The 26,165-nt window shown below is 35.2% G+C and carries 20 protein-coding genes; 7 read left to right on the top strand and 13 right to left on the bottom strand.

The window, feature by feature from the left end:
* Nucleotides 1-59 precede the first annotated feature (59 nt).
* Nucleotides 60-2,696, top strand: a complete 2,637-nt coding sequence (locus Q5N74_RS06590) for a valine--tRNA ligase (protein ID WP_304388085.1) — start codon at nt 60-62, stop codon at nt 2,694-2,696.
* A gap of 113 nt (nt 2,697-2,809) precedes the next feature.
* Here Q5N74_RS06590 and Q5N74_RS06585 read toward each other — a convergent pair whose 3' ends face one another.
* The 6 genes from Q5N74_RS06585 to Q5N74_RS06560 all read right to left on the bottom strand — a co-directional run bounded on the left by Q5N74_RS06585 (nt 2,810) and on the right by Q5N74_RS06560 (nt 12,463).
* On the bottom strand, nt 2,810-4,444 hold the full coding sequence (locus Q5N74_RS06585; protein ID WP_304387945.1) for a DUF1501 domain-containing protein: 1,635 nt from the start codon (nt 4,442-4,444) through the stop codon (nt 2,810-2,812).
* An 11-nt stretch (nt 4,445-4,455) separates the two neighbouring features.
* Entirely contained in the window at nt 4,456-6,096 is a 1,641-nt protein-coding gene (locus Q5N74_RS06580; RefSeq protein WP_304387944.1) for a DUF1800 family protein, read from the bottom strand.
* Nucleotides 6,097-6,379: 283 nt separating this feature from the next.
* The gene (locus Q5N74_RS06575) at nt 6,380-8,527 is read right to left on the bottom strand and encodes a cation:proton antiporter (protein ID WP_304387943.1); all 2,148 of its coding nucleotides are present in this window, start codon (nt 8,525-8,527) and stop codon (nt 6,380-6,382) included.
* Nucleotides 8,528-8,613: 86 nt separating this feature from the next.
* Nucleotides 8,614-10,929, bottom strand: a complete 2,316-nt coding sequence (locus Q5N74_RS06570) for a TonB-dependent siderophore receptor (RefSeq protein WP_304387942.1) — start codon at nt 10,927-10,929, stop codon at nt 8,614-8,616.
* Nucleotides 10,922-11,821, bottom strand: coding sequence for a FecR family protein (locus tag Q5N74_RS06565; protein WP_304387940.1), 900 nt, complete (start codon nt 11,819-11,821; stop codon nt 10,922-10,924). The genes Q5N74_RS06570 and Q5N74_RS06565 overlap by 8 nt, the downstream gene beginning before the upstream one ends.
* Nucleotides 11,822-11,947: 126 nt before the next feature.
* The gene (locus Q5N74_RS06560) at nt 11,948-12,463 is read right to left on the bottom strand and encodes an RNA polymerase sigma factor (protein WP_304387939.1); all 516 of its coding nucleotides are present in this window, start codon (nt 12,461-12,463) and stop codon (nt 11,948-11,950) included.
* 159 nt (nt 12,464-12,622) lie between these two features.
* Here Q5N74_RS06560 and Q5N74_RS06555 point away from each other — a divergent pair, with 159 nt between their 5' ends.
* From Q5N74_RS06555 to Q5N74_RS06545, 3 genes are all read left to right on the top strand, one after another.
* A complete protein-coding gene (locus Q5N74_RS06555; protein ID WP_304387938.1) occupies nt 12,623-14,383 on the top strand; it encodes a hypothetical protein in 1,761 nt (586 codons plus the stop codon).
* Nucleotides 14,384-14,717: 334 nt separating this feature from the next.
* Complete coding sequence (ffh, locus tag Q5N74_RS06550; protein ID WP_304387937.1) at nt 14,718-16,046, top strand: signal recognition particle protein; 1,329 nt, start codon at nt 14,718-14,720, stop codon at nt 16,044-16,046.
* Between the two features lie 100 nt (nt 16,047-16,146).
* Nucleotides 16,147-17,034, top strand: coding sequence for a bifunctional 5,10-methylenetetrahydrofolate dehydrogenase/5,10-methenyltetrahydrofolate cyclohydrolase (locus tag Q5N74_RS06545; protein ID WP_304387936.1), 888 nt, complete (start codon nt 16,147-16,149; stop codon nt 17,032-17,034).
* Between the two features lie 42 nt (nt 17,035-17,076).
* Here Q5N74_RS06545 and Q5N74_RS06540 read toward each other — a convergent pair whose 3' ends face one another.
* From Q5N74_RS06540 to Q5N74_RS06510, 7 genes are all read right to left on the bottom strand, one after another.
* A complete protein-coding gene (locus Q5N74_RS06540) occupies nt 17,077-17,268 on the bottom strand; it encodes a hypothetical protein (protein ID WP_304387935.1) in 192 nt (63 codons plus the stop codon).
* Nucleotides 17,269-17,425: 157 nt separating this feature from the next.
* A complete protein-coding gene (locus Q5N74_RS06535) occupies nt 17,426-17,851 on the bottom strand; it encodes a VOC family protein (protein WP_304387934.1) in 426 nt (141 codons plus the stop codon).
* Between the two features lie 3 nt (nt 17,852-17,854).
* Entirely contained in the window at nt 17,855-18,631 is a 777-nt protein-coding gene (gene rluF, locus Q5N74_RS06530) for a 23S rRNA pseudouridine(2604) synthase RluF (RefSeq protein ID WP_304387933.1), read from the bottom strand.
* Between the two features lie 110 nt (nt 18,632-18,741).
* Nucleotides 18,742-19,566: an alpha/beta hydrolase gene (locus tag Q5N74_RS06525; protein ID WP_304387932.1), complete on the bottom strand. Its 825-nt coding sequence runs from the start codon at nt 19,564-19,566 to the stop codon at nt 18,742-18,744.
* A complete protein-coding gene (locus Q5N74_RS06520; protein WP_304387931.1) occupies nt 19,567-19,935 on the bottom strand; it encodes a cupin domain-containing protein in 369 nt (122 codons plus the stop codon).
* A gap of 40 nt (nt 19,936-19,975) precedes the next feature.
* Nucleotides 19,976-20,947, bottom strand: coding sequence for a YitT family protein (locus Q5N74_RS06515; RefSeq protein WP_304387930.1), 972 nt, complete (start codon nt 20,945-20,947; stop codon nt 19,976-19,978).
* A 35-nt stretch (nt 20,948-20,982) separates the two neighbouring features.
* Complete coding sequence (locus Q5N74_RS06510; protein ID WP_304387929.1) at nt 20,983-22,527, bottom strand: helicase HerA-like domain-containing protein; 1,545 nt, start codon at nt 22,525-22,527, stop codon at nt 20,983-20,985.
* A 107-nt stretch (nt 22,528-22,634) separates the two neighbouring features.
* On the opposite strand from Q5N74_RS06510, the gene Q5N74_RS06505 reads away from it, so the two are divergent.
* The 3 genes from Q5N74_RS06505 (at nt 22,635) to Q5N74_RS06495 (ending at nt 26,023) form a co-directional block, all read left to right on the top strand.
* Nucleotides 22,635-23,264 carry a 7-carboxy-7-deazaguanine synthase QueE gene (locus Q5N74_RS06505; protein ID WP_304387928.1) on the top strand — a complete coding sequence of 210 codons (630 nt, stop codon included), beginning with the start codon at nt 22,635-22,637 and terminating at the stop codon, nt 23,262-23,264.
* Nucleotides 23,265-23,366: 102 nt separating this feature from the next.
* Complete coding sequence (locus Q5N74_RS06500) at nt 23,367-25,382, top strand: sensor histidine kinase (RefSeq protein WP_304387927.1); 2,016 nt, start codon at nt 23,367-23,369, stop codon at nt 25,380-25,382.
* 2 nt (nt 25,383-25,384) lie between these two features.
* Nucleotides 25,385-26,023, top strand: a complete 639-nt coding sequence (locus Q5N74_RS06495) for a response regulator transcription factor (RefSeq protein ID WP_304387926.1) — start codon at nt 25,385-25,387, stop codon at nt 26,021-26,023.
* Nucleotides 26,024-26,165: the final 142 nt, after the last annotated feature.

Raw genomic sequence — 26,165 nt, 5'->3', positions numbered from 1 at the left:
TTATAGAAAAAGAAATATAAGTACTTTTGCAGATTATTATTCAAAAACTATTCCAAAGTATGCAAATGCCTTCAAAATACGATGCAAGTCAGGTAGAAACTAAGTGGTATGACTACTGGATGAAACATAATTATTTTCATTCAGAACCAGACGAAAGAGAACCATATACCATTGTAATTCCACCACCAAACGTTACTGGTGTGTTGCACATGGGGCATATGCTTAACAACACCATCCAAGATGTGCTTATTCGTCGTGCGCGTTTGCAAGGTAAAAATGCGTGTTGGGTACCTGGTACCGACCATGCATCTATTGCGACCGAAGCGAAAGTTGTTGCAAAACTGAAGGAACAAGGTGTTGATAAAAATAATTTATCTCGCGAGGAGTTTTTAGAACATGCTTGGGAATGGACGCACGAATACGGTGGTGTTATTCTAGAACAACTTAAAAAACTAGGTTGTTCTTGCGATTGGGATAGAACTAAATTCACCATGGATGATGACATGAGTGAAGCCGTGATAAAGGTGTTTGTAGATTTACATAATAAAGGCTTGGTTTATAGAGGTTACCGTATGGTTAACTGGGATCCTGAAGCGAAAACCACACTTTCTGATGAAGAAGTTATTCATGAAGAACGCCAAGGGAATTTATACTATTTAAATTATAAAATTGAAGGTAGTGATGATACGCTAACTATAGCAACAACACGTCCAGAAACTATTTTTGGAGATACCGCTATTTGTATCAATCCTAACGACGAGCGTTTTACACATTTAAAAGGTAAAAAGGCGATTGTGCCTATTTGCAACCGTGTGATTCCTATTATTGAAGACGAGTATGTAGATGTTGAATTTGGTACAGGTTGTTTAAAAGTGACGCCTGCACACGATGAGAACGATAAGAATTTAGGTGATAAACACAACTTAGAAGTTATCGATATTTTTAATGACGATGCGAGCTTAAACAGTTTTGGTTTGCAGTATCAAGGTAAAGATCGATTTGTTGTAAGAAAGGAAATTGTTCAAGAACTAGAAGCCAGCGGTGTATTGGTTAAAACCGAAACACATATTAATAAAGTAGGAACATCAGAAAGAACCAAAGCTGTTATCGAACCACGATTAAGCGATCAATGGTTTTTAAAAATGCAAGATTTAGTAAAACCAGCTATTGAAGCGGTTTTAGGTGAAGATTCTGAAATTAAATTGTTTCCAAAGAAATTTGAAAACACCTATCGCCATTGGATGGAAAATATTCGCGATTGGAATATTTCTCGTCAGTTATTATGGGGTCAACAAATTCCAGCCTATTATTATGGCGATGATAAAGAAGATTTTGTAGTTGCAGAAACGAAAGAGGAAGCTCTAGAATTAGCAAAACAAAAAGCGAATAACCAAGAATTAACAGCTAGTGATTTGCGTCAAGATACCGATGCGTTAGATACCTGGTTTAGTTCATGGTTATGGCCAATGAGTGTGTTTGATGGTATTCGTAACCCAGAAAACGCCGATATAAAATACTATTACCCAACCAACGATTTAGTTACAGGTCCAGATATTTTATTTTTCTGGGTAGCCCGTATGATTATTGCTGGTTATGAGTATAAAGACGAAAAACCATTCAATAACGTGTATTTAACAGGTTTGGTTCGCGATAAGCAACGTCGAAAAATGAGTAAGTCTTTAGGGAATTCGCCTGATGCTTTAAAGTTAATTGAAGAGTACAGTGCAGATGGGGTTCGTGTTGGTTTGCTTTTAAGTAGTGCGGCAGGAAACGATTTAATGTTTGAAGAAACACTTTGCCAACAAGGAAAAGGTTTTGGAAATAAAATTTGGAACGCCTACCGTTTGGTTGATGGTTGGGAGGTTAGTGATACCATCGAGCAGCCAGACTCTAGTAAAATTGCTATCGAGTGGTACGAATCAAAGTTTCAAAAGGCATTAATAGAAATTGAAGATCATTTTAGTAAATACCGTTTAAGTGATGCTTTAATGGCTATTTATAAATTAATTTATGATGATTTTTGTGGTTGGTTACTAGAAATGGTAAAACCAGCATACCAACAGCCTATTGATGCGGTTTCTTATAAAGCGATTATCGCGATTTTTGAAGAAAACTTAAAAATTGTACACCCATTTATGCCTTTCTTAACGGAAGATATTTGGCATTATATAGCTGAGCGTACACCGGAAGAAGCGTTAATTGTTTCTAAATGGCCTGTTGCAAAAAATTTAAACGAAACCTTGATTACCGAGTTTGAATTCGCTTCAGAAGTTATTTCAGGTATTAGAAATATTAGAAAAGAAAAAAACATAGCGTTTAAAGATGCTATTGGTTTTTCTGTGATAAATAATGACAAAACAAGCACTTCTTTTGATGCTATTATTAGCAAATTGGGTAACCTTGAAAGTATCAATTATGTAAATGAAGCGGTTGAAGGTGCTTTAAGTTTTAGAGTAAAATCGAATGAGTATTTTATTCCTATGGCCGGAAGTATTGATGTAGAAGCTGAAATTAAGAAACTTACAGAAGAGTTAAGTTATACGGAAGGTTTTTTGAAATCGGTACAAAAGAAACTTTCTAACGAGCGTTTTGTTGCCGGTGCACCGGAACAGGTTATAACCAACGAGCGTAATAAAGAAGCCGATGCTTTGGCTAAAATTGAAACCATAAAAGCGAGCTTAACTAGTTTAAAATAAGTTTTTTGAAAATTACTAAGTAAAAGTAAAAAGGGTTTTTACTATAAATTTAAATAGGCCTCGATTTTTAATTCATTTTAAAAATCGAGGCTTATTTTGTTTTTAGAAGTGTATTATATTTTAATCACCTTATGTGTTTCCTTTTTAGTGCCTACCATAATTTCAATAATATAAACACCGCTACTTAAATGCGATAAATCAAGGCTTAGTTTTCCGAAAACAAGATAGTCTGTTCGATCGATTAAAAACACCCCAGAACTATTAAAAACGCGATAGTTTACCGTCGTAACATCATCTATGCAAGAGAAATTAAGAGTGTCTCTAAATGGATTGGGGTAGAGTAGCCATTGTTTGTCAAGTGTAGTAGGCGGTTCTGTTTTCAAGCCTCCTAGACATGAAGCCGATACTGCAAATTGTTCTTTTATTAGATTCTGAACTTTTAGGTCTGTAAAACTTTCGTTAGTGGAATGGTTGAAAAAAGTATCATCAATTATAGCGTTAGGTGCTCCTAAAAAATCTTGAAGCAAGGTGGTAAATGTTTGACGGTAATCGTATTGTACCGTTTTTATTTGATAATTATTAGTACTGGTAGCTTCGGTTAAATCTGGGTTTGTGCCCGTAACACCGCCTGCAACAGGCTCCCCAAAAACAAACATGGGTGCTATTTCACCATGATCGGTACCAAAACTACCATTTTCACCTGCTTTTCTGCCAAATTCAGAGAAGGTTAACCCAACAACATCTTCACCTATATTTTGACTTTTTAAATCGTTCATAAAGGCTTCTATGGCCTGTGAAAGCTGTGTGAGCAAGTCGTAATGCTTACCTAAAACCTGTCCAGAGTCTTGTACTTGCAAATTATGGGTGTCAAAACCACCTATGCGCACCATGTAGACTTTGGTTTTTAAATCGCCACTTATTAATCGCGCCACCGTTTTTAGTTGGTTGGCAATATCTGTGTCTGGGTAACTCGTGTCGTTTTGCCCTGTATCAAAGGCTCCAGAAATAGACTGTGCGTATTGGTTGGAAAGAATATCTGTGTTCTTAATGAATTCTAATTCTTTTCCATAATCTGAGTATGGAATATGAGTTGGTGGTACACCGCCTAATCCATTTAAAACGGAATAAAACCCCGAAGGGTCTTGCCCCGTAATATTTAAAGCCAAACCATGCGCTTCTTCCCCGTGAAATCCAAGTGAGGTTTTACTCGAACCAATTTCTACTGCCAGGGGGTAGGTTTCCACAATTAAATCGGAATAATATAATTCCATAAACCGACCCATCCATCCAGAATCGACACCGTTTGAAAGACTGTTACCATCGTTTCCTGTTAAATATAAATCGGTCGATTTAAAATGACTTTTATTTTGTGATGGATATCCAACCGATTGCATGATGCGCAACCAACTCTTATCATAAATAGATTTAAAACTAGTAAGTGCAGGGTTTAAGCCTATTTGTTGATTTGCGGGTAAAGTGGCATCTAAGGTTATGTATTTATTTAACCCAGAATCTGGGACTTTTATAGTGGGACGTAAGTTACTATAGGTGTCATATTGGTTTATTGGGATAATGGTGTTTAAGCCATCATTCGCGCCAGCTAAGTTTATCAAAACGAGTTTTCGGTTTGATATGTTTGGGCAATCAGCTATAGGTATATATGATTTTAAAGCTGCTTGCAATTGAAAAGGCATTAAGCCAATGGCTGAAGCTGCTGCAGAGAGTTTTATAAATTTTCTTCTTTCCATAGTCTGTAACTTTACATTAATTGAAATTCTGCAGCGTTTATCATCGCAGTTATTAAAGCGTCTAATCTTATTTTTATACTGGAACCGTCGTTTGTGTTTTTGTATTCCGACCAGGCATTAGTCCAATAATAATCAGGGAAACCAGCGTCAACTAAAAAAACTTTAAAGTAATTAGTTCTATCCGTATCTATGCTTTCTGGGTATAATAAATTCGCGATTTCTGTTACTAAATCGTTAGGGTTTGAAGGGGTTGAAATGTTGTTTTCAACAAAAAGTAAGGTGTCTAATTTTGTGTAAATATTACCTGAAGTGATTGTGTTTTTTCCAACAATTAAACTTTCTATTAATTTATATCTTGAAATAAGGGTGTTTGAAGAAAACCACAAGCGGTCAAAATCGGGTTCCTGGTAGTGTGCAGGATAACCAGCCACTGAATCGGGATCGAAGAAGCTCATTCCAGCGCCTTTTAAATACGTGTTGTGAATAAAATAATGAAAGAAATTGGCGTAATAGCGTTGGGGATCTGTTTTTGGATCTGGTATGTTAAGATTGAAAAGGCTGCAAATTTCGCTTAATACTTGTAACGGACTTTTGATGATGGATCCAATAATGTTATTTGTCGCATCCTCATCATCAGCGTCATAAAAATGTTCGCTTGCTAATAAGGTTTTTACAACGGGCAATGTGTTGAAATTATTGGCAATGAGCATTTGTGATAATGGTGTAATAATATCGGCCTCTACAGTTTCATTCCATTCGCTTTTTACGTAAAACCTGTAAAGTTTACGGCAGTAAGATTTAGCGGTTTCGGGTTGCGCAAAAACCATGTCTACAAAATCATTTAGCTCTTCAAACATGCCTGCCGCTGTGTTTTTTCCAACAATAACTTGGTTGTTAAAGGCAGTACTGAAGGTTTTATTGTCGCCACTATGTCTATTGCTGTTCCCGTAACCTCTTGGTAAATTGGTGTCTGCATCAATAACAGAGCGGTTTAGTTGCTGTCTAAACCCTGTAAAAACTTTAGCGGCTTGCTGTACATCTATTTCTGTGTAATTGGTGTAATTGCCATTTCCTATCTGGGGGCCTTTTAATATGGTGAATAATTCTAAAAATTCACGTGCATAATTTTCATTTGGATTGGTGGCAATATTGTTGGTGTTATCTAAATAATCGAGCATTGAATTATCTAGTGTTATTTTTTTAGCCAGTGTTTTTAAACTGCCATAGGTGTAAAAATCAAGTAATTGGAGGTGGTCGAAAAAATTAGTTGATTGTCCTGCACCAGAATCTTTTCCCACCGTAAAACTAGTATGCAGAAAGAAGGTGAGTTTATGTTTTAATGTAGTTTGACTTATAGCATTGTACCACCACCACCCAGTGATAAGTGATCGTTTTCTGCCTTGTCCAGAAAATGTATTGGGATGCTCTGAACTTGAAGTCCAAAAGCCATCTGGATTTGCAGCTGGAAGTGGGTCGTAGGGTTCCGAAAGGCTGTTTTCTGGTGCGGTTGCTAAGCTGTTAACGGCCTCTAAAGCCGTCATGTTCGATATGCTGTCTAGTTGTACTTTGGAATAGTTAAATGTTGCTCTTCTAAGCAAATGTTTAGCGCTTCGTAAGCCTAAAGGTGTGCTTAACGGGTTAAGAGATGCCATATTTAGTTGGTTGTATTAGCATAGGTTGGTATGACTAAAATAAATAAATTTAACATATCTGTTTTTAAAAACACATATAAATTGTTAAAAAACTGTGTTTTAATGTTTTTTGTCGATTGTTTTAAATAAAATGTAGGGTGGGTGAAAGATCATTACAATGCTTTTTTTAGTAATGATCATGTTGGTTTTTCTGTGAAAAGGAAATGTTTACCTGTTAAATGGTTATTAATTGATAAGGTTGATTTAGCGTCAATGAGCAATTTGTTTTTATCAATCCTAACCTTTATTTTCTGCGAAATACATTCGCAATTGTTTTTCCAATTTCGTCCAATTTTTCTAAAGGTTCTAGTAGGGATGGGTTGTTAAAATCGATGGTGTCATTAATGGTGTTAGTTTTCATAATGGGGCACACTAAAATGAAATTATTCGATTTTAAATAACGGTTTAAGTAAATGGAAATATTTTTGATATTCTTGTGGTAAGCGGGTTCGTCTTTTCTGGTTAAAATGAAAATTAAATTATCATCGAGTTTAATATTGTTCGATAGTGTTTTGGCGCTATTCCAGCTATTAAAAACCACGAAATCGGCATCAATAGGGTGTTCTGAATGGATGTTTTGAATTACTTTAATAGTTTGTTCGGTGCCGTAAAAAACAAGTTTTGCACCTGTGTTGTATGAGATATTCCAAATTTTAAGCAACCAAAAAGGGAAGCCAATCTCATTTTCAACGTGGTTTGGCATAATTACAATATGCCTTTTTATGGTGGCGATGGGTTGCGATGGGTTGTAAATAAAACTGGTGGCATGGCATTTCGATAAAACACCTTCGGTTAAGTTGCCTAAGAATGATTCTGAAATATTTGTTTTAATGTGTAAGCCCAAAACCAAATCGGTGGCTTTTTTTTCTTTAGCAACGTTTAAAATACCATTCATGATATTTAAATCGTAACGCAATAATTTATTGATTTTAATATCAGAAGACGCCCCTGTTTTTAAGGCTTTGTCCAATATTTTTATAGCGCTTGGTTCCGCATGCACCTCGGTGGTGTCGTTGTTTATAACATGCAAAGCAAACAACGCATTTTTATTTTCTTTTGATTTTATAATGGTGCTTAAACTAATTAATTCTTCAACCGTATCGGCATTGTTAATGGCAATAAGTATTTTTTCTTCATTAGCTACATTCTTTTTATCTTTTGCAGTCGATTGAAATAAAGATAGATTTCTGGCTCCTTTTTGTACTACGAAGGTCGAGATGGTACAGGTAACTAAAATCATGATTATAGTACCGTTTAAAATGCTTTCTCCTAATAATCTTATCGGTTCTCCTGTTTCGGTTTCTCCAATAATAATGTTGTATCCTACTGAAACGGTTGCTAAAGTAACCGCCGCATGGGCAATGCTTAAACCAAAGATAAGTCGGCGTTCATCTATGGTAAATTTAAATGATTTCTGTGTTGCCCACGCCGCAATAAACTTGGCTAGGGTGACGGCAATCGTCATGACTACAGCGACTAGAATGGTTTCAAAATCAGTAAAAAAGGCACGGTAATCTATTAGCATACCAACACCAATTAAGAAAAAGGGAATAAAAATGGCATTTCCAACAAACTCAATACGATTCATTAGGGGAGAAGTAGATGGTATTAATCTATTCAATGCAAACCCAGAAAGCAGTGCGCCAATAATGGCTTCTACACCTGCAACTTCAGCTAAAAAAGCGCCTAGAAAAAGAATGACTAAAACAAAAATGTATTGAGAAATAGGGTCTTGGTAACGTTTTAAAAACCATCTGCCTATAATGGGGAAAATGTGTAAAACAATAAACCCGAATATAATAACCGATATAAAAAGCCGAATCCAAAATTCACTGGTCACAGAGCCTTTGGTAAGGCCTACAATAATGGCAAGTACTAAAAGTGCTAGGGTATCAGTTATCATGGTACCGCCAACCACAATGTTTACGGCTCGGTTTTTAGTAATACCGAATTTCCCTAAAATGGGGTAGGCTATCAAGGTATGGGAAGCAAACATGCTGGCAAGTAAAACCGATGTGAGTACAGAAAATTTTAATATAAAAATGCCCACTAAAACTCCAAAAGTCATGGGTATAGAAAAGGTAAATAGCCCAAATAGTAGACTCTTAAACTTATTCTTTTTAAATTCATTCATATCTATTTCTAAACCAGCTAGAAACATAATGTACAGTAAGCCAGCGGTGCCTGATAGAATGATGCTGCTATCGCGAAGCAATAAATTAAACCCGTTAGGGCCAATTACAGCGCCCGCAACAATAAGTCCTAAAATATGTGGAATTTTTAATTTATTAAGTAAGATGGGGGCCAGTAAAATAATGACCAAAATGATAAGAAATTTTAATACCGGATTGGTAAACGGAAGTGAGGTGTCTAAAATGTTTATTAGTAACATAACCCTTATAATTTTCAACCAAATATATGAAATGGTTTGTTCTGTTTTTCAAAATAAAACGAAGTGCATTTTATTTTTAATAGGGTTTAAAAATGAAGTCTAAAACTAATGTTTGGAGTAATGCCTAAGGAGTGATTTTCTACTTTGGCCACCTTCTTTTCATCATCTAAATTGTAATACCTGTTTAGAATGTTTTTTTTATTGGTAATATTCCAAACAGAAGCGCCAACAGTGGCCTTGTACGTATTGGAAATATTAAAGTGGTAGGTGGCAGAGCAATCACCGCGTAAATAATCTTTCAAGTTGGAACTGTTTGGGTCTTGGTACGTTATTTCGTCGTCGTTAGGGGTGTCGTTCGTACTTGGTGCTGTGTTTGGTTTTCCAGAATGCCAATTTAAACCCAAAGCAAATTTAAAGTGGTTGTAAGTATAAGTGCCTCCAAAAGTAACGGCGTGTCTTATATCGGCATTATTAGGGAATGCTTTGCCATTATTTAAGGTGTTGAATTTATAGTTGTTGGTATTGTATGAATAGGAAACCCAGGTGCTTACAATGTCGTCAAATTGTTTGTTTAATAAAACATCAATCCCTTTAATTTCATAACTACCTACGGCTTTTTTAAATTGATGCTGGTTTTGGAAGCCTTGACTTCTGGAGGTAATGCCATTTACTTTTTTTATGTAGGTTTCGGCACTTATAAGTAGTTTGTTTTTGTTATAATGAATACCTACTGAAGCTTGTTTACTTTTTAAAACTGGAATGTTTTTATTGTTTGAAAGCACCCAACGACGTTTTTCAATGCCTAAAAAATCGTTTTGTAAATCGATGATTTGTGAGGAGGTTTGGCTTTTATATTCGCCCAATAATTCAACTCTAAAATTATTAAAGAAACGCTGACTAAAACTTAAACGCGGTTCTGCAAATAGCATGTCGAATTTCTGAATGTAGTTTAAGCGCGCACCGAATTTTAAATTGGTTTTCGCGTTGTTTGATAGCAAACCTGTTTCAGCATATGCGGCATGACTACGAATCACTTCTTTTATATAACTCCTGAAAACGGGGTTGTTAACGTCTTCTAAATTACTAATGCCTACTTCGGTAAATTGATAGCCTCCGTTTATTTTAAGTTGGTGATTGGGGTTGTATTTAAGATCCACTTTGGCAGAACCATCATACACTTCATTTTCTTGAATTAAACGTAAGTTGTTTGTAATGTCGTAGTTAGTGGCGTCTAAATCGTAATTTGAAACAGCAATTTGTGAACTTGTAGAAAGTGATTTAGTCCAGTTTCGGGTGTAGGTAATTCCTGTGGCTAGGTTTTGTTGGGTGAGTTTGCTATTTAGTACTTCGTTTCTATCGTTAATGGTCGACTGTTCATCATAGTTTAAGCGGTTGTTTACATTCAAAAAATGAAGTCTAATTTTATCTTTTTCAGTTATATCATATAGAAATTTCAGGGTGACGTCATAAAAATAAAACTGTTCGTTTTGCGAAATGGAGTTTCTGTTGGCATTGGTTAAATCAGAATCTTGAAAAATACGTTTAAAATATTGGTCGTAGGTGGGTGTTAAAACCAAATCGGTTACCGAGCGACGCGATGCTAATTGTAACTCCGTTTTTTTTGAAAGCGGTATTTTGGCAAAGGCATCGGCATTAATTAAATTGAAACCCAAACCAGCTTTAAACTCGTTGTCAATGTTATCAGGTAATTGCATATCGATAATGCTTGAAATACCATCGCCATATTTCGCGCTCGTCCCATTTTTATACACATGTACGCGTTTGGTTGTGTAGGGGTTAAAAGCGGAAATTAATCCGAAAAAGTGTCCCGATTGGTACATTTTAATACCATCCCAAAGCAGGAGGTTTTGGTCGTGCGTGCCGCCACGTACGTTAATATTCGATACGGTTTCGTCGGTACTTAAAACACCCGGAAGTGCTTGTATAGTTTGTAAAACATCGGGCTCTATTAAACCTGGGAGAATGCCAAACGTTTCAGGTTTTATGGTGATAGAACCATCATTAAGTTTGGTAATACCTGTAGTTAAGTAATTGTTAATGGTGATTTCTTCTAGATGTTGCATTCTGAAATGACTCGGTTTTGCTTGGGGTTTCTTTTTAATTACAACAAAGCGATTGTCTAGAAGTTCAAATTCTAATAAGGTTTCGGTTTTAAGAAACTCTAGAACGGCTTCTAGTCCTAGATTAGAGTCGGGTAAGAGCGTTTTTTTATCTGAAATGGTGTCATCAATATATGAAAAACGAATGTGGTATTGTGCTTCAAGAACTTTTAAAATGGATATAAGCGGTTGCTTTTCTTCTTGAATGGTTTGAGCGCTTAGGGAGGCAACATTCAAAAAAAATAGTGATAAAAAAATAGAAAGGAGTCCTTTTCTACTCACGTTTTAGTGTAATAGTTCTGTTTGTTTTACTATAGGTTACGTGTAATGGTAAAGTGATTGCTTTTAAAGCGACTTCTAAATTGTTGTGTGCAAAACTACCCGTGAATAATTGGTTCGAATTGATGTCTAAAAGCGTAATGTCAACCTCGTATTGTCTTTCAAATTCTGCGATCACCTCTTTATAAGGTACGCTTTTAAAGGCGCTTTCGTTATTTAGCCACGAAGGTGTCGAGCGGTTTTCTTTTTCTTTAGCAATTTGTTTCCCATCGATAATTAAAAAACTGTCTCCAGGTTTTAATTTTGTTTCTTGAGAATTGTAACGAACCCCTACTAAACCTTCGTAGCAAATAACCTCAAAATATTGTTCGCGTTGCTTTACATTAAATTGAGTACCATAAACCGTAACGGTTCCTGATTTTGTTATAACATTAAATGTAGACCCTTTGGCAACTTTAAAAAAAGCTTCACCTTCAAGAGTCACATCACGTTCCTGTTTCCATGAATTTTTATTGAACGCTAAAAGTGATTTTGCATTTAAATTTACGCTTGAGTTATCTGGTAATTCAATGATTGTTTTTTGAGCAAACTCGGTAGTCATTGTAGTGTCTAGCGTTGTTGTGTAATAGAATACACTGAAACAAATAGCAAGTACAGCAGCAACACGCATTAATGGTTTTAGCCAATAGGTTGGTTGTTTTTTTGTGGTTTTAATGGTTTTTAAAACATGTTCTAATTCTGTAGATGTGTTGTATTCTGTAGCTTTAAAAGCTAGTATGCCATCGTTTAACTTAACTAAGTCGTCATAATCTTCAAGCATTTTAAACGCTTCAAGTTCTTGATCGTTTAGATCGTTATTTAACCATTTTGATATTAACTCTTCTCTGTTCATCATGTCGCTATTCAATTATATAACAGTTAACTATTATTTTTTCCTACCCTACTTTTTAAAAAAAGTTTCAAAGGTTTAAGGTTTCAAAGATTCAAAGTAAAAAAAGTTTATTTTTCTAATTCTCGAACCTCACAACTCCTTAATATCCTTCCGTAACTTTTCCAAAGCACCATAAATTCGTTTTTCAACTGCTTTTGTAGAAATTTCTAAAATCTCAGCGATTTCTTTAAAACGTTTGCCTTCCACTCGGTTCATCATAAAGGCTTCACGTTGGGCTTCAGTTAATTTAGCTAAGGCTTTTTGCAGTTTGGCCATGTATTCGGTTTCCTGCATTAAAAACTCCGGGTTTTCGTTGGTGTAGGTTTTTGGTTTGGTTTGTTGGTGTTTTAGTACCACCTTTTGGTGTGCGGTTTCATTCAGCATTAAATTATTGGCAGTTGTAAAAACAAAACTCTTTGCTTTTTCGGGCGGTATCTTGGCGCAATTTTCCCAAAGTTTAATAAAAGCTTCTTGTACTTTATCTTTTGGGTTTAGTAAATCGCCATACTTATAGTATAAAAAGTTATGTAAGTCTTTAGCGTATTTATTAAAAATGGTAGAAAACAGGTGCTCTTCGCAAATATTTTCATGTAGTGGTTTAGTCATTATAGTTGGTGATTGTGCCACTAAAATAGGGTTTTTTGCAGTTTGGCTCTGAAGTCTCGTGATTAATTTATTAAACTTTTTTTAAAAGTAGGGTAGGAGTTTTTAAAGTTAAACTGTTTTATAAACAAAAAGCTATGTTTAACCCAAAAATCAAGAATCATGAAAACTAAACTGAGAACCTTATTACTAATTCCTTTTTTTGCCCTTTTAATGTTTACATCTTGTCAAGACGAAGTGATAGACATTACACAGCCTACAGAAGCAGAGGCGCTAGTTGCAACCTCTGAGTTAACAAGTATGATAAGCGCCACCTCTAAAATGGATGGGTCTGCTGATAATATTATTGATAAAGCCAGCTGCTTATCCGTCCAATTACCTGTAACCGTTAAAGTACATGGTAAAGAAATTATTATAGGCACTAAAGATGACTATAAAACCATCGAAGCCATTTATGATAGATTTGAAGATGATGAGGACGATCTAGAAATTGTATTCCCCATCACCGTTATACTGGCAAACCACGAAGAAGTTGTGGTGCAAAACCACGATGCTTTAGAAGATTTAATCGAAGATTGTCAAGGTGAAGATGAAGAAGATGACGATATTGAATGCATCGACTTTCATTACCCAATTTCATTTTCTGTTTACAATGCCCAGTTTCAAGTAGTGAATGTGGTGACTGTTGGAAGTGATAGAGAACTATACAGGTTTATTAAACGTGTTATCAATGCAGAGGTTTTTGCAAGTCTTAATTTTCCGGTTACTTTAGATTTGGCCGATGGAACTTCCGTTTCAGTAACAAACAATGCGCAATTAGCCGCTACTATAAAAGAGGCTAAAAATGCCTGTAATGAAGATGATAATAACGATTACCATGACGACGATTTTTCTAAAGAGCGTTTAGATGCTTTGCTAAAAACATGCCCGTGGGTAGTGCACGAATTTCAACGTAATGCGTCTAGTTTAAGTGATTCTTACCGCGAATATCTTATTGTTTTTAAAGAAGACAACGTCGTGAAAGTACGTAATAGAAATGGCGATATGCTAACCGGTACTTGGGCAACACGTGTAACAGATCGTGGCGCTTTAATAAAGTTAGAGTTCGATACCCTTGTAGATTTTACTTTGGAATGGTTTGTATACGATTTAGAAGCTGGTAGAATTAAATTATACCAAGCTGGAGGTAATAGAGTCATTTTAGTTAAAAACTGCGATGTAGTGGTAGATCATACCAAAGAAGGCATTGAAAACTATTTACAAGAATGTTTTTGGAGAATAGCACGCTTAAGTGTAAATGGTTCAGATAATGAAAAAGCGTATATAGGCACACCATTAAAATTCTTAGCAAACAACGAAGTTAAATTAAGAATTAATGGCGAGTTTGTTACAGGAACTTATGAAGTTGGTGTAAGAAATATAGGCTTTATTTTACAAATCACACTTGATGGTAGACCCGATTTAAAGCTAGAATGGTTAATTACATTCTTAGAGCCTGGCGTTATTAAACTTGAAAATGCCAATAATAAAATGCTGTTAGAAAGACACTGCTTGGGAACAGATGATGATTTAAATTACATCGAAACTGTGCTTGCAACCGGTGTTTGGGAAGTCGCTAAATACGATGATGGTTTAGACCACGTGGTAGATCCAATAACTAACTTTCATGGGTATTCTATAAACTTTCTTGAAAGTGGACGCATAAAAGTAACAGATCCAAACAATGGTTTCTCTGTAGGTTCTTGGTTGGCATATAGAGATGATGGCTTGTATTTAGGCTTGCTTTTTGCAAACAACCCGCCGTTTAATGACCTAACTTTTAGATGGAGAATTAAAGAGATTTCACCAAATAGAATAGAGTTGAAAGATCTAAACCATAATGGTGAAGTAGAACGAATATTAGTACTTGAAAAGAAAAACTAAGTGTAATCTTTGTAAAAAGGAACTTAACGTGTTTGATTGGTTAGGTTAATTAATAATTCGAGTTCCTTTTTAAGGGCTGTCAAATAAAATAAATTTTGACAGCCTTTTTTATGTTTTATGGGCGCTACCCAAGGGTCGGACTATCCGCTACAAGTCCTCGCTACCCCGAAGTGTCGGGTCAGCTGTGGGCTTTTCGCTTCTATCCCTAGCGCAGAAAGTAGGTTTCTTATAAAGTGTAATAACTTTAAAACCAACTGTCTTTTTTCTAAAAATCAAGGTTAATAATACGCTTCAAATCATTAACTTTGCAATTCTTAAAATTTCAATAAAAATTATGTTTAATAATTTAAGCGATAAATTAGATAAAGCCTTTCACGTACTTAAAGGGCACGGAAGTATAACTGAAGTAAACGTAGCCGAAACTTTAAAAGAAGTACGTCGCGCCTTACTAGATGCCGATGTTAACTTTAAAATAGCGAAAGACTTTACCGTAAGAGTTAAAGAAAAAGCACTTGGTCAAAACGTTTTAACAACGTTACAACCAGGCCAGTTAATGGTTAAAATCGTAAAAGATGAGTTAACTGAACTTATGGGTGGCGAGGCCGAAGGTATTAACCTTTCTGGTAACCCGAGTGTTATTTTAATGTCTGGTTTACAAGGTTCTGGTAAAACAACCTTTTCTGGTAAATTGGCCAATTATTTAAAAACTAAAAAATCAAAAAATCCATTATTAGTTGCCTGTGATGTTTACAGACCAGCGGCGATAGACCAACTACATGTGGTTGGAGATCAAATTGGGGTTGAGGTTTTTAGCGATAGAGGAAATACCGATCCTGTAGCGATATCAAAAGCAGGTATTGCTCACGCAAAAGCGAATGGGTTTAATGTGGTTATTATAGATACCGCTGGACGTTTAGCGGTAGATGAAGCGATGATGTCCGAGATTTCGAACATTCATAAAGCCATTCAACCACAAGAAACACTTTTTGTTGTAGATTCTATGACGGGGCAAGATGCTGTAAACACAGCAAAAGCCTTTAATGATGTCTTGAATTTTGATGGGGTTATCCTTACTAAATTAGATGGTGACACGCGAGGTGGAGCTGCAATTACTATTAAATCGGTCGTAAATAAACCTATTAAGTTTATTGGTACTGGCGAGAAAATGGAAGCCATCGATGTGTTCTATCCAACACGTATGGCAGACCGTATCCTAGGAATGGGAGATGTGGTATCTTTAGTAGAACGTGCACAAGAACAGTTTGATGAAGAGGAAGCGCGTAAACTTCAAAAGAAAATTGCCAAAAATCAATTTGGTTTCGACGATTTCTTAACGCAAATTCAGCAAATTAAGAAAATGGGAAACATGAAAGACCTTATGGGTATGATTCCTGGTGCTGGAAAAATGTTAAAAGATGTGGATATTGATGACGATGCTTTTAAAGGTATTGAAGCCATCATCCATTCTATGACACCAAGTGAACGAAGCAACCCATCGCTTATAAACGCAAGTAGAAAGCAACGTATAGGTAAAGGTTCTGGAACATCGGTACAACAAGTGAATCAACTTTTAAAGCAATTCAACCAAATGAGCAAAATGATGAAGATGATGCAAGGTGGTGGCGGTAAAAAGATGATGCAAATGATGAAAGGGATGCGCTAGTTTAGTTCGTAACCTCAGTTTTCAAAAACAGCTAATAGAAAAACTTTGCGCCTTAGAGAGAATAATTTCAAGAATTCGTGGCGAGCAAATAAAGTAACAAATGACAATTTTAGACGGAAAAAAAGTAAGTAACGATATTAAAGAAGAAATTGCAGAACATGTATCGGCAATGGTTTCTAAAGGAGAAAAAGTGCCACATTTGGCAGCTATTTTAGTAGGAACTGATGGTGCTAGTATGACTTATGTAAACGCCAAAGTGAAAGCCTGTGAAAAAATAGGGTTTCTTTCTACTTTAATCGATTTGCCCGAATATACTTCAGAAGAAGAATTATTAGCTAAAATAAATGAACTAAATATCAACGATGGTATTGATGGTTTTATAGTGCAATTGCCATTGCCTAAGCATATTGACGAGCAAAAGGTTTTAATGGCAGTGCATCCAGATAAAGATGTAGATGGGTTTCATCCAACGAACGTTGGTAAGATGGCTTTAGATTTACCAACTTTTTTACCAGCAACTCCATACGGAATTCTTGAATTATTAGAACGCTACCAAGTAGAAACCTCTGGGAAAAATGTAGTGGTTATGGGAAGAAGCCACATTGTGGGTCGTCCAATGAGTATCTTAATGAGTCAGAAACGTAAAGCTGGTGATGCTACCGTAACGGTAGTGCACAGTCGATCTAAAAATTTAGCTGACATAACGAGGGCAGCAGATATTATTGTGGCTGCTATTGGTATTTCAGAGTTTTTAACGGGCGATATGGTTAAGGAAGATGTTGTTATTGTAGATGTAGGTATTACACGTGTTCCAGATGCAACCAAAGCCAGCGGTTATAGACTTGCCGGCGATGTGCATTTTGAAAGTGTAAGTAAAAAGGCGAGTTACATTACACCAGTTCCTGGTGGTGTTGGTCCAATGACTATTGCTATGCTACTTAAAAATACGTTATTGGCACGCGAGAGACGTAACTCAGAAAAGAGTTAGGGAAATCAACTTTTTCATTAATAAAAAAAGCACTTAAACCTTTTATTCATTGGTTACAGGTTCGTCTTTTCTGTATTTCAGCATGGAAACTCCTGAGATAAAGAAAATACCACCTAGAATAGCTAATGCCCAAGGGCTAAGTGCTACTAAGTTGTTTCCAAAAACTCCTAGAACGCCTAATATTAGGGCAATCATACCTCCAATAGTTAATGTTATTGCTAAGATTCGTATCATAATATCAAAATTTATTTTGATGCTAAGGTACAACCAACGAGAAGTAGTAGTGTTACAAAATTAGGTGAGAGCCTTTTAGAATTCCCATATTAAGGAGTCTATTTATTTAAGGCCATTTGTTTTTAAATAGAGGTCTGAAAATGAAGAGGATACGGTTTTATTTCGCAAATAATTGATTCATATCTTTAAAGGCTTTGAACTCCAAGGCATTTCCAGAAGGATCATGAAAAAACATAGTGGCCTGTTCTCCAACCAATCCTTTAAAACGAATATAAGGTTCAATAATGAATTGTATGTTTTTTGCTTTTAAATCTTCCGCGAAGGTTTGAAAAACATCCCAATTTAGAACCACTCCAAAATGAGGAACAGGAACAGCTTTCCCATCTACAGCATTGGAGTGTATCTTGTTATTTTCTTCGTTTGGCTTATAATGAATAACTAATTGATGCCCAAAAAAGTTAAAATCTACCCAGTGGTCACTACTACGTCCTTCCTCACAACCTAAAATGTCTCTGTAAAAAGTTTGACATTCTTTTAAATTGTAAACAGGTATTGCTAGGTGAAAGGGAGAAAGGGTGCTCATAACCTACCGTCTATTATTTCTTCGAGGGCGTTCAATTTTAACTTTAGGGTTAAAAGCTTTGGTGGACTCGCTAAGTAATTTATTTAAATCACTAAACTCCTCTTTGGTTAATTCTCGATATTCACCCACAGGCATGTCCAGTTTCACGTTCATGATGCGTGTGCGTTTAAGTGTTAATACGTCATAATTTAGGTATTCACACATGCGTCTAATTTGTCGGTTTAAACCTTGAGTTAAGATAATCTTAAACTCATAAGTCCCTACTTTCTCAACCACACATTTTTTTGTAGTTTTATTCAGTTCCTCCAACGGAATACCGCCAGACATTCGTTCAATAAAAGTTTGAGAAATAGGCTTGTCAACAGTAACTACGTATTCTTTTTCATGGTTGTTACTAGCACGAAGAATTTTATTTACAATATCGCCATCATCCGTTAAAAGAATTAAACCTTCACTGGGTTTGTCTAGACGCCCAATAGGGAAAATACGTTTCGGGTAATTTATAAAATCGATGATATTGTCTTTCTCAACACTGGTATCTGTTGTGCACACAATGCCCACAGGTTTATTAAACGCTAAATAAACAAAGGCTTCGTTTGATGCATTTATTAGTTCGCCATCTACATGAACCACATCACTAGGGGTGAGTTTGGTGCCCATTTCTGGGACTGCTCCGTTAATAGTTACACGTCCGGCCTCAATAAGTTTATCGGCTTCTCTGCGTGAGCAATAGCCAACTTCACTTAAAAATTTATTAATACGTTTTAATTCTATTTCCATTTGAATAAAAAATCAAAAACCATTTATAATCAATCTAGAAACAGAGTGCTAGGAATGGTTTTGTTACTAAATACCCATTATGGGTTTCATGCACCAAAAGTACAACAAATCTAGTCGTTTAAAAACTCTAAAATATGGTTGTAAACGAGTTCGTTTTTTAAACCATGGCCCAGACCCATGGTTTTTATAAGTTTAGAATCTTTGTAGTGTTTTGAAATATCTAAAGCATCTCTGTACGATATAATACGGTCCTTTCTATCATGAATAATAAGCCCTTTTGCTTGAATATCTTTTAGGAAATTTTTAGCAGAAAAATAATCAGGTTCATGTTCAAAATGCTTTAAATAGTATTTATTCATAGCATCTGTGACTCTTTTGTTATAGCCCATCATAAGCACGTAATTAGTGATGATGCCAGCGAAATTTGAAGGAGCCCCTAGAGATACTAGTTTTTTAATAGGTGAATGGTACTTGTGTAGTGAAATAGCAGAAGCTGTCGCGCCAACCGAATGCCCTATAATACTATCAATTTTAAAGTGGGAGGTAACGGCGTTTATACATTCAGAATATAAAAACACGTTAAATATTTTGTTACCAGAATTTCCATGACCAGGCGCATCTATGGCAATAATGTTGTAATCTTGAGCTTGTAAAATTTCGATGAGGTCTTTCCATCTAAAAGCGTTGCTTTCCCAACCGTGTACTAATAAAACGGTTTCTTTCGAACCCTTCCAATGGTAGGTGGAAATTGGGATGTTTTTATAAAAAACGTTTTCTTGAGTGGCTGTTTTTAGAAAAGGCGCTTCCTCTTCAGTGATTTTTCCTTTATTAGGTTTTGAAAATAAGTAGATGGCTAACTGCGCTGCGGCATTGGGCGAAAAGTAGCTAACGAAGTTTATAGAACCTCCAATAGCTTTAATAAAATGTTTGTTCATTTAATCTTCTCTGTTTACTAAATCCATAGAAAAGGCGGGCATGCAAATAGCAAGGTATTCACAAACTTCGGTAAACGGATTGGAATATTGAACACGCGTATTCTTTAAAATTTTAATAGATTGCCCCGCTTCTAGAACGATCGTTTCATTTTCTATTATGAATTGTTTTTTACCTTGAATAATGAAGGTGTACTCATCAAATTCTGGTGTTTGAAAAGGTTCACTCCAACCTCCAGGCGCTTTCATATGGGCAATGCTTATTCCAGAATTACCATCTGTAGCAGCTCCAAAATGTTCCTTAATAATTTTTCCGTCGGTTGTTGGGACAACAAAAGGACTGCCTTGTATAATGTATTTTTTTTCTATCACAAATTTCAATTTTTCTTCTAAACTTCTAAACTTCTAAAGCTTATTTCATTGGTTTTTTCTTAATCATCCCGCCTTTTAAATCTTTAACAATACCCATTATTATAAAAGCATTTCTATCGATTTTATCAATTTCGGTTTGTAATTTGGCAAGTTCTAATCGGGTTACAACGGTGTAAAGAATGTCTTTATCATAACTATCGCCACTTTTTCCAAAACCACCTTTACCTGCATAAATGGTACAAGCTCTGCGTAATTTTTCGGTAATCATGACGCGTAAATCTTCATGTTTATTTGAAATGATGGTGACACCTACATATTCTTCAACACCATCTACTACGAAATCGACGGTTTTTGCAGCTGCCAAATAGGTTAAAATCGCATACAGTGCTGTTTCAATAGATAGGATATATGCACCCACCGAAAATATGAGAATGTTAATTAATAAAAGAACATCGCCAATGGTAAGCGAAAGTTTTCTACTTAAAAATATGGCCAATACTTCAGTGCCATCAATAACGCTACCACCTCGCATAGACATACCAATACCTAAGCCCAAGAAGAAACCACCAAATACGGAGATTAATAACTTGTCTTCTGTAACGGTTGGGTATTCAACAAAATGAACCACAAATGCTAAAAGTGCAATGGCGGCCATACTTCTTAAAGCGAATTTAACACTAAAGGTTTTGGACGCTAAAATTAAGAACGGAAGGTTTACTAGAATTAAAAAGTAACTTAAGTCTAAAGAGGTCACGTTTTGAAGTAATAAGGAAATACCTGTTGCGCCACCATCAATAAAATGGTTGGGTAACAAGAAGCCTTTTAAACCAAAACCCGCTGAAAAGACACCAATTATTATGAAAATATATTCTTTTATGGCATGTGAAACTTCTACTTGAAATTTCCTAACCAAAGGAACAATTTGTTTTTTACTTACAGGTTTGTGTTGCTGTTTAGATTGCAGTTGTTTTCGTGCAACATCCATTAACAGTTTTGAAAAGAATGGGTTCATGAGCTAATCCAATTTTTAAAAGGGTTTTTGTTAACCTATTTCTTCAATACTTTAGTTAAAATACCAAAAACACTACGAATAAAAGTGGCGCTGGTTAGTACTTTTATTATCGGGTTCATCGCCGTGCTTTTTCTTCTAGATGAGGTTGTAGTGCGTTGTTTCGATTCTGCTTTTTTAAGAGCAGCTTGTTCTTCTCGTGCTTTTTCTTTGGCTTCATCAGCTTCCGCTTGCTCTATTTTTTTGTTAAGCAATTCATATGCACTTTCTCTATCAATGGTCTCATTGTATTTTTTTACAAGCTTCGATTTTGAATTTAAGGCTTTCAATTCATCATCCGTTAAAATATCCATTCTACTCATAGGCGCGCGCATCATAGTGGCAGCTAGTGGAGTAGGGCGTCCTTTTTCATCAAGTGCAGATACTAAAGCTTCACCTGTACCAAGCGATGTTAATATGTCGGTGGTATTATAATATTCAGAATCTGGATAATTTTGTGCCGTTAATTTAATAGCCTTTCTGTCTTTTGCTGTAAAAGCACGTAAGGCATGTTGAATTTTTAAACCTAACTGACCTAATACCGCTTCTGGCACATCGGTTGGGTTTTGAGTTACAAAATACAAACCAACGCCTTTACTTCGTATTAATTTAACGATGCTTTCAATTTGATTTAATAAAGCTTTGGAGGCTTCATTAAAAATTAAATGTGCTTCGTCAATAAAAATAACTAGTTCTGGGCGGTCGCTATCACCCTGTTCAGGGAAGGTGGAATATATTTCAGCAAGTAAACTCAACATAAAGGTCGAGAATAACTTGGGTCTATCTTGAATATCGGTAAGTCGAAGGATATTAATGTAGCCTCTACCGCTGTTATCAACACGCAGTAAATCGTCTACATCAAAGGAGGTTTCACCAAAAAAGGTATCGGCACCCTGTTGTTCTAATTCAACGACTTTACGTAAAATGGCACCTGTTGATGCGGTTGAAATACGCCCATAAGCTTCATCAAATTCAGCTTTACCTTCTTGGGTGGCGTATTGTAATATTTTTTTAAAATCTTTTAAATCGAGTATAGGTAGTTTGTTGTTATCACAATATTGAAAAATAACGGCCACAACACCAGATTGTGTTTCCGATAAATCTAAAATTCTAGATAATAAAACAGGTCCGAATTCACTAACTGTGGCGCGAAGGCGCACCCCATCTTGTTCCGAAAGGGTTAAAATTTCTACAGGAAAGCTCTTAGCTTCAAACGGAATACCAATTTGAGCATGGCGCTCATCAATTTTTGGATGACCCGGGCTAGCTTGTGCAATACCACTTAAATCCCCTTTAATATCCATTAATAAAACGGGAATACCTTTGTCGCTTAAATTTTCAGCTAAAACCTGTAACGATTTGGTTTTTCCTGTACCCGTAGCGCCGGCAATTAAACCATGACGATTTAAAGTTTTTAAAGGGATTTTAACTAAAGCATTGGTTACAGTTTCTCCGTTTAACATGGCTGCACCAACCGATATAAAGTCGCCTTTACAAACATTTCCTTCCGTGATATAATTAAAAAAAGTTTCCTTCGTATCCATTTACTTTAATTTTGCATAAAAATAGGTATTTATATATAGAATTAAATAAACAAGAGTTATAAAACTTCCAACAATTAGCATGCAAACCGCTATCTTTGCAAACGATTATGAATAAAGACATACAAAAATTAGTAGATAAAGGGGTTATGCTGCCTTTAATGGAAGAGTTTTATACCATTCAGGGTGAAGGCTTTCATAAAGGAACAGCGGCCTATTTTGTTAGAATTGGTGGTTGCGATGTGGGTTGCCATTGGTGCGACGTGAAAGAAAGCTGGAATGCCAATTTACACCCGCCAACCGATATTTCAAAAATTGTTGAAAACGCCAAAACGCATAGTAATACCATTGTAATTACTGGTGGCGAACCATTAACTTGGGATATGACGCCTTTAACCACCAAGTTAAAAGCGGAAGGTTTACAAATACATATTGAAACCTCTGGTGCTTATAAATTAACTGGTATTTGGGATTGGATTTGTTTATCGCCTAAAAAAATGAAACTGCCTACAGAAGAGGTTTATGCAAAAGCCCACGAACTTAAAATGATTATTTATAATAATGATGATTTTCGCTTCGCGGAAGAACAAGCAGCTAAAGTAAATAAAGATTGTATTTTATATTTACAACCCGAGTGGAGTAAGCGCGATAAAGTGATTCCGGAAATTGTAGACTATGTAATGAAAAACCCGCAATGGAAAGTGTCTCTACAAACACATAAATACTTAAATATTCCGTAGTTATTTGATTTATAGGTTTTTAAGATGTTGTTTTTGTTTTAATTATAAGAATTCGTTTTTTTAAATTAAAAACAATTTATATTTAACATCTATAACTTACCTATGAAATATGTTTTTTTAGTCCTATTTGTATCACTTGGATTACAAATGCCTGCTCAAGATTCAGGTTTAGAAAGGAAAATGGCGTTTGTTAATTCTAAAATTAAACAAACGCGAAAAGGAGAGCGCCTTAAGTGGATGGATAGTTTAACTACCATTACACATTATAGCACCGAATTAAAATACGATTCCATTACACGTCAAACCATTGACTTTGCAATCTCGCTAGATTCTTTAAATTTCGCCGCTCAAAAAGTGCTTGATTTAATGAATTTTCAGAATATTTTTCTGGGAAAACCCAAAGAAGGGTTAAAGCTTTTTAACACGTATATTAAAACTTTAAAAAAGGGAACAAATTTAACTTCTCTGGGTTTCTTATATCTTAATGCTGGAGATAGCTATGGTTATATAGGTAACATGGATAAATCTTTTGAATATTATACCATTGCTAAGGGCTATGCTAAGAAAGTAAACAACGAACGACTCTATGGATTTGCAGTTATGTATTCAGGTTATAATGAAGCGGAAATAGGTGAATTTGCCAAAGCATCTCAAAGTTTTAAGGAAGCTGTACCAATATTCGCAAAACTAAAGGATACAACCCATATTCTTGGTTTAAAAAGCCAATTATCAATACTTTATAGTAAAAATGCTTTTTATAAAGAAGCAGAAAAAGAGCGGAATGAAGCTATGGTTCTAGCAGAACACAAAAAGGATTATATTAATTTAAGAAGCCTATACCATAATGCGGCAATGGATTATGATAGAAATGGGGATTTTGCTAATCAATTGGTTCATTCAAAAAAAGCACTAGAGAGTAATAGTAAATTAGAAAACAATTTTTTATTTCGCCCTTTTTTAATTACTGCCCTGTTAAGAGCTTATGTATTAAATGATAGTTTAGAACGTGCTGAAGGATATTTCAAGGAAGTTAAAGCAAATTATGATAAAGATAAAACGAAGGATAATGAAGGGTTTTATTACGATGCTAAAAGGTGGTTGGCTTACGGGAATAAAGATTATAATGGAGCCATTACCTATGGTTTAAAAACTTTAGAATTAAGAAAGGCTAAAAATGACTATTTGGCCATTATGCTTACCGAAAAGTTTTTAGCAGATATGTATACGTATAAAAAGGATTCGGTTAATTCCAATAAGCATTTCGTGAATTATTACTCCACAAAAGATTCTATTTCAAGTGTTCAAAACGTGAAATCCTTGGCTTATTATCAAACCTTGTACGAAACAGAAAAACGTGATATAGAAATTAAAAACCAAAAAACAAATATTAGCTTATTAAACGCTCAAAATAGAAACAAAACCCAATTGTTGATTTTTGGGTCCTTAAGTCTTGTTATTTTATTTGGTGGTATTCTGTTTTACCGTTCTTTTTTACATGCAAAGAAACAAGAGCGCTCGCAACATGAGTTTTCTCAACAGCTTCTTAAAACCCAAGAACAAGAACGAATACGTGTTGCCAAGGAACTTCATGATAGTGTTGGCCAACAATTAACATTCTTGAAAATGAAGACTCAAAATAATGATCAAACAGAATTATCAGGGTTATTAGGTGATACTTTAGACGAAGTACGGAGTATTTCTAGGGCCTTATACCCTGTAACATTAACAAAGCTAGGGCTTACCGATAGTATTGAACAATTGTTATTGGATTTGGATGAAGAAACAGATTTATTTGTGTCCGTTGAAATTGATGATATTAATGACAGTTTTGATGAAAGCAAATCTCTTAATATTTACAGGTTTATACAAGAATCTGTAAACAACGTGGTAAAACATGCGAACGCTAAAACATTAATTGTAAATGTATTGAAACAAAACGATGGCATTAAAATTTTAATAAAAGATAATGGTCAAGGTTTTGAAGTGAGCCAAATGATTGATAAAAACAGTTTAGGTTTAAAAACCATGGCCGAGCGTGTACGTATCCTTCAAGGGAGTTTGTCCATAAAAAGTAAAAAAGCAGAAGGCACTTCCTTATTAGTGCAAATCCCCGTGTAAAAATGAACAAGAATATCTCATTATTTATAGCAGACGATCATCCATTATTATTAAATGGATTGGCAGATAAATTACAGGAATATAATTATAATCTTCTTGGTACTGCTGAAAATGGTGCTATAGCCCTTGATAAAATCATGGACTTAAAACCAAGCATAGCCATTCTAGACGAAGAAATGCCAAGACTTACGGGCTTTGAGGTGATACAAAAATGTATAGAACAAGATATAGAAACCAAATTCATTATCCTGACCTCTCATAGAGAAAAGGCCTTTATTTATAAAGCAAAGAAATTAAACATATCGGGTTACATTATAAAAGATGAGCCTTTTATAGAATTACATAATTGTATACAAAGTGTGAATAAAGGGGTGCCCTATTTTAGTGCCACCTTTAATAGTGTTTTTGAAGATGAGGTTGAACCACAATTAAAAAAAATGAAGCTATTATCGCCTTCTGAACGTACCATTGTTAGGTTAATAGCTCAAGAACAATCTACAAAAGAAATTGGTGATTTTTTGTCCTTATCTTATAGAACCATTGAAAAGCACCGTTCGAATATAATTAACAAATTAGACCTGCCTAAAGAAAAAGATGTACTTGCCGTTTGGGCAAAACAAAATATAGAATTCGTTTTATAACGATTAAAAGTTTTAAGTGTCTTCTTTTTTACACAAACTACGTGGCAACACGTAGTTTTTGCGTTTTATAAGTAGTGTTATGGCTTATTGGTAAGCCTATCTTCGTTGTTAATAGCTGCATAAGTAGCTTAATTTAATATTA

Source organism: Mariniflexile sp. AS56 (assembly GCF_030552475.1).
Taxonomy (GTDB): Bacteria; Bacteroidota; Bacteroidia; order Flavobacteriales; family Flavobacteriaceae; genus Mariniflexile.
The sequence above is the reverse complement of the archived record's forward strand: the minus strand, read 5'-3'. Positions and strand labels throughout refer to the sequence as shown.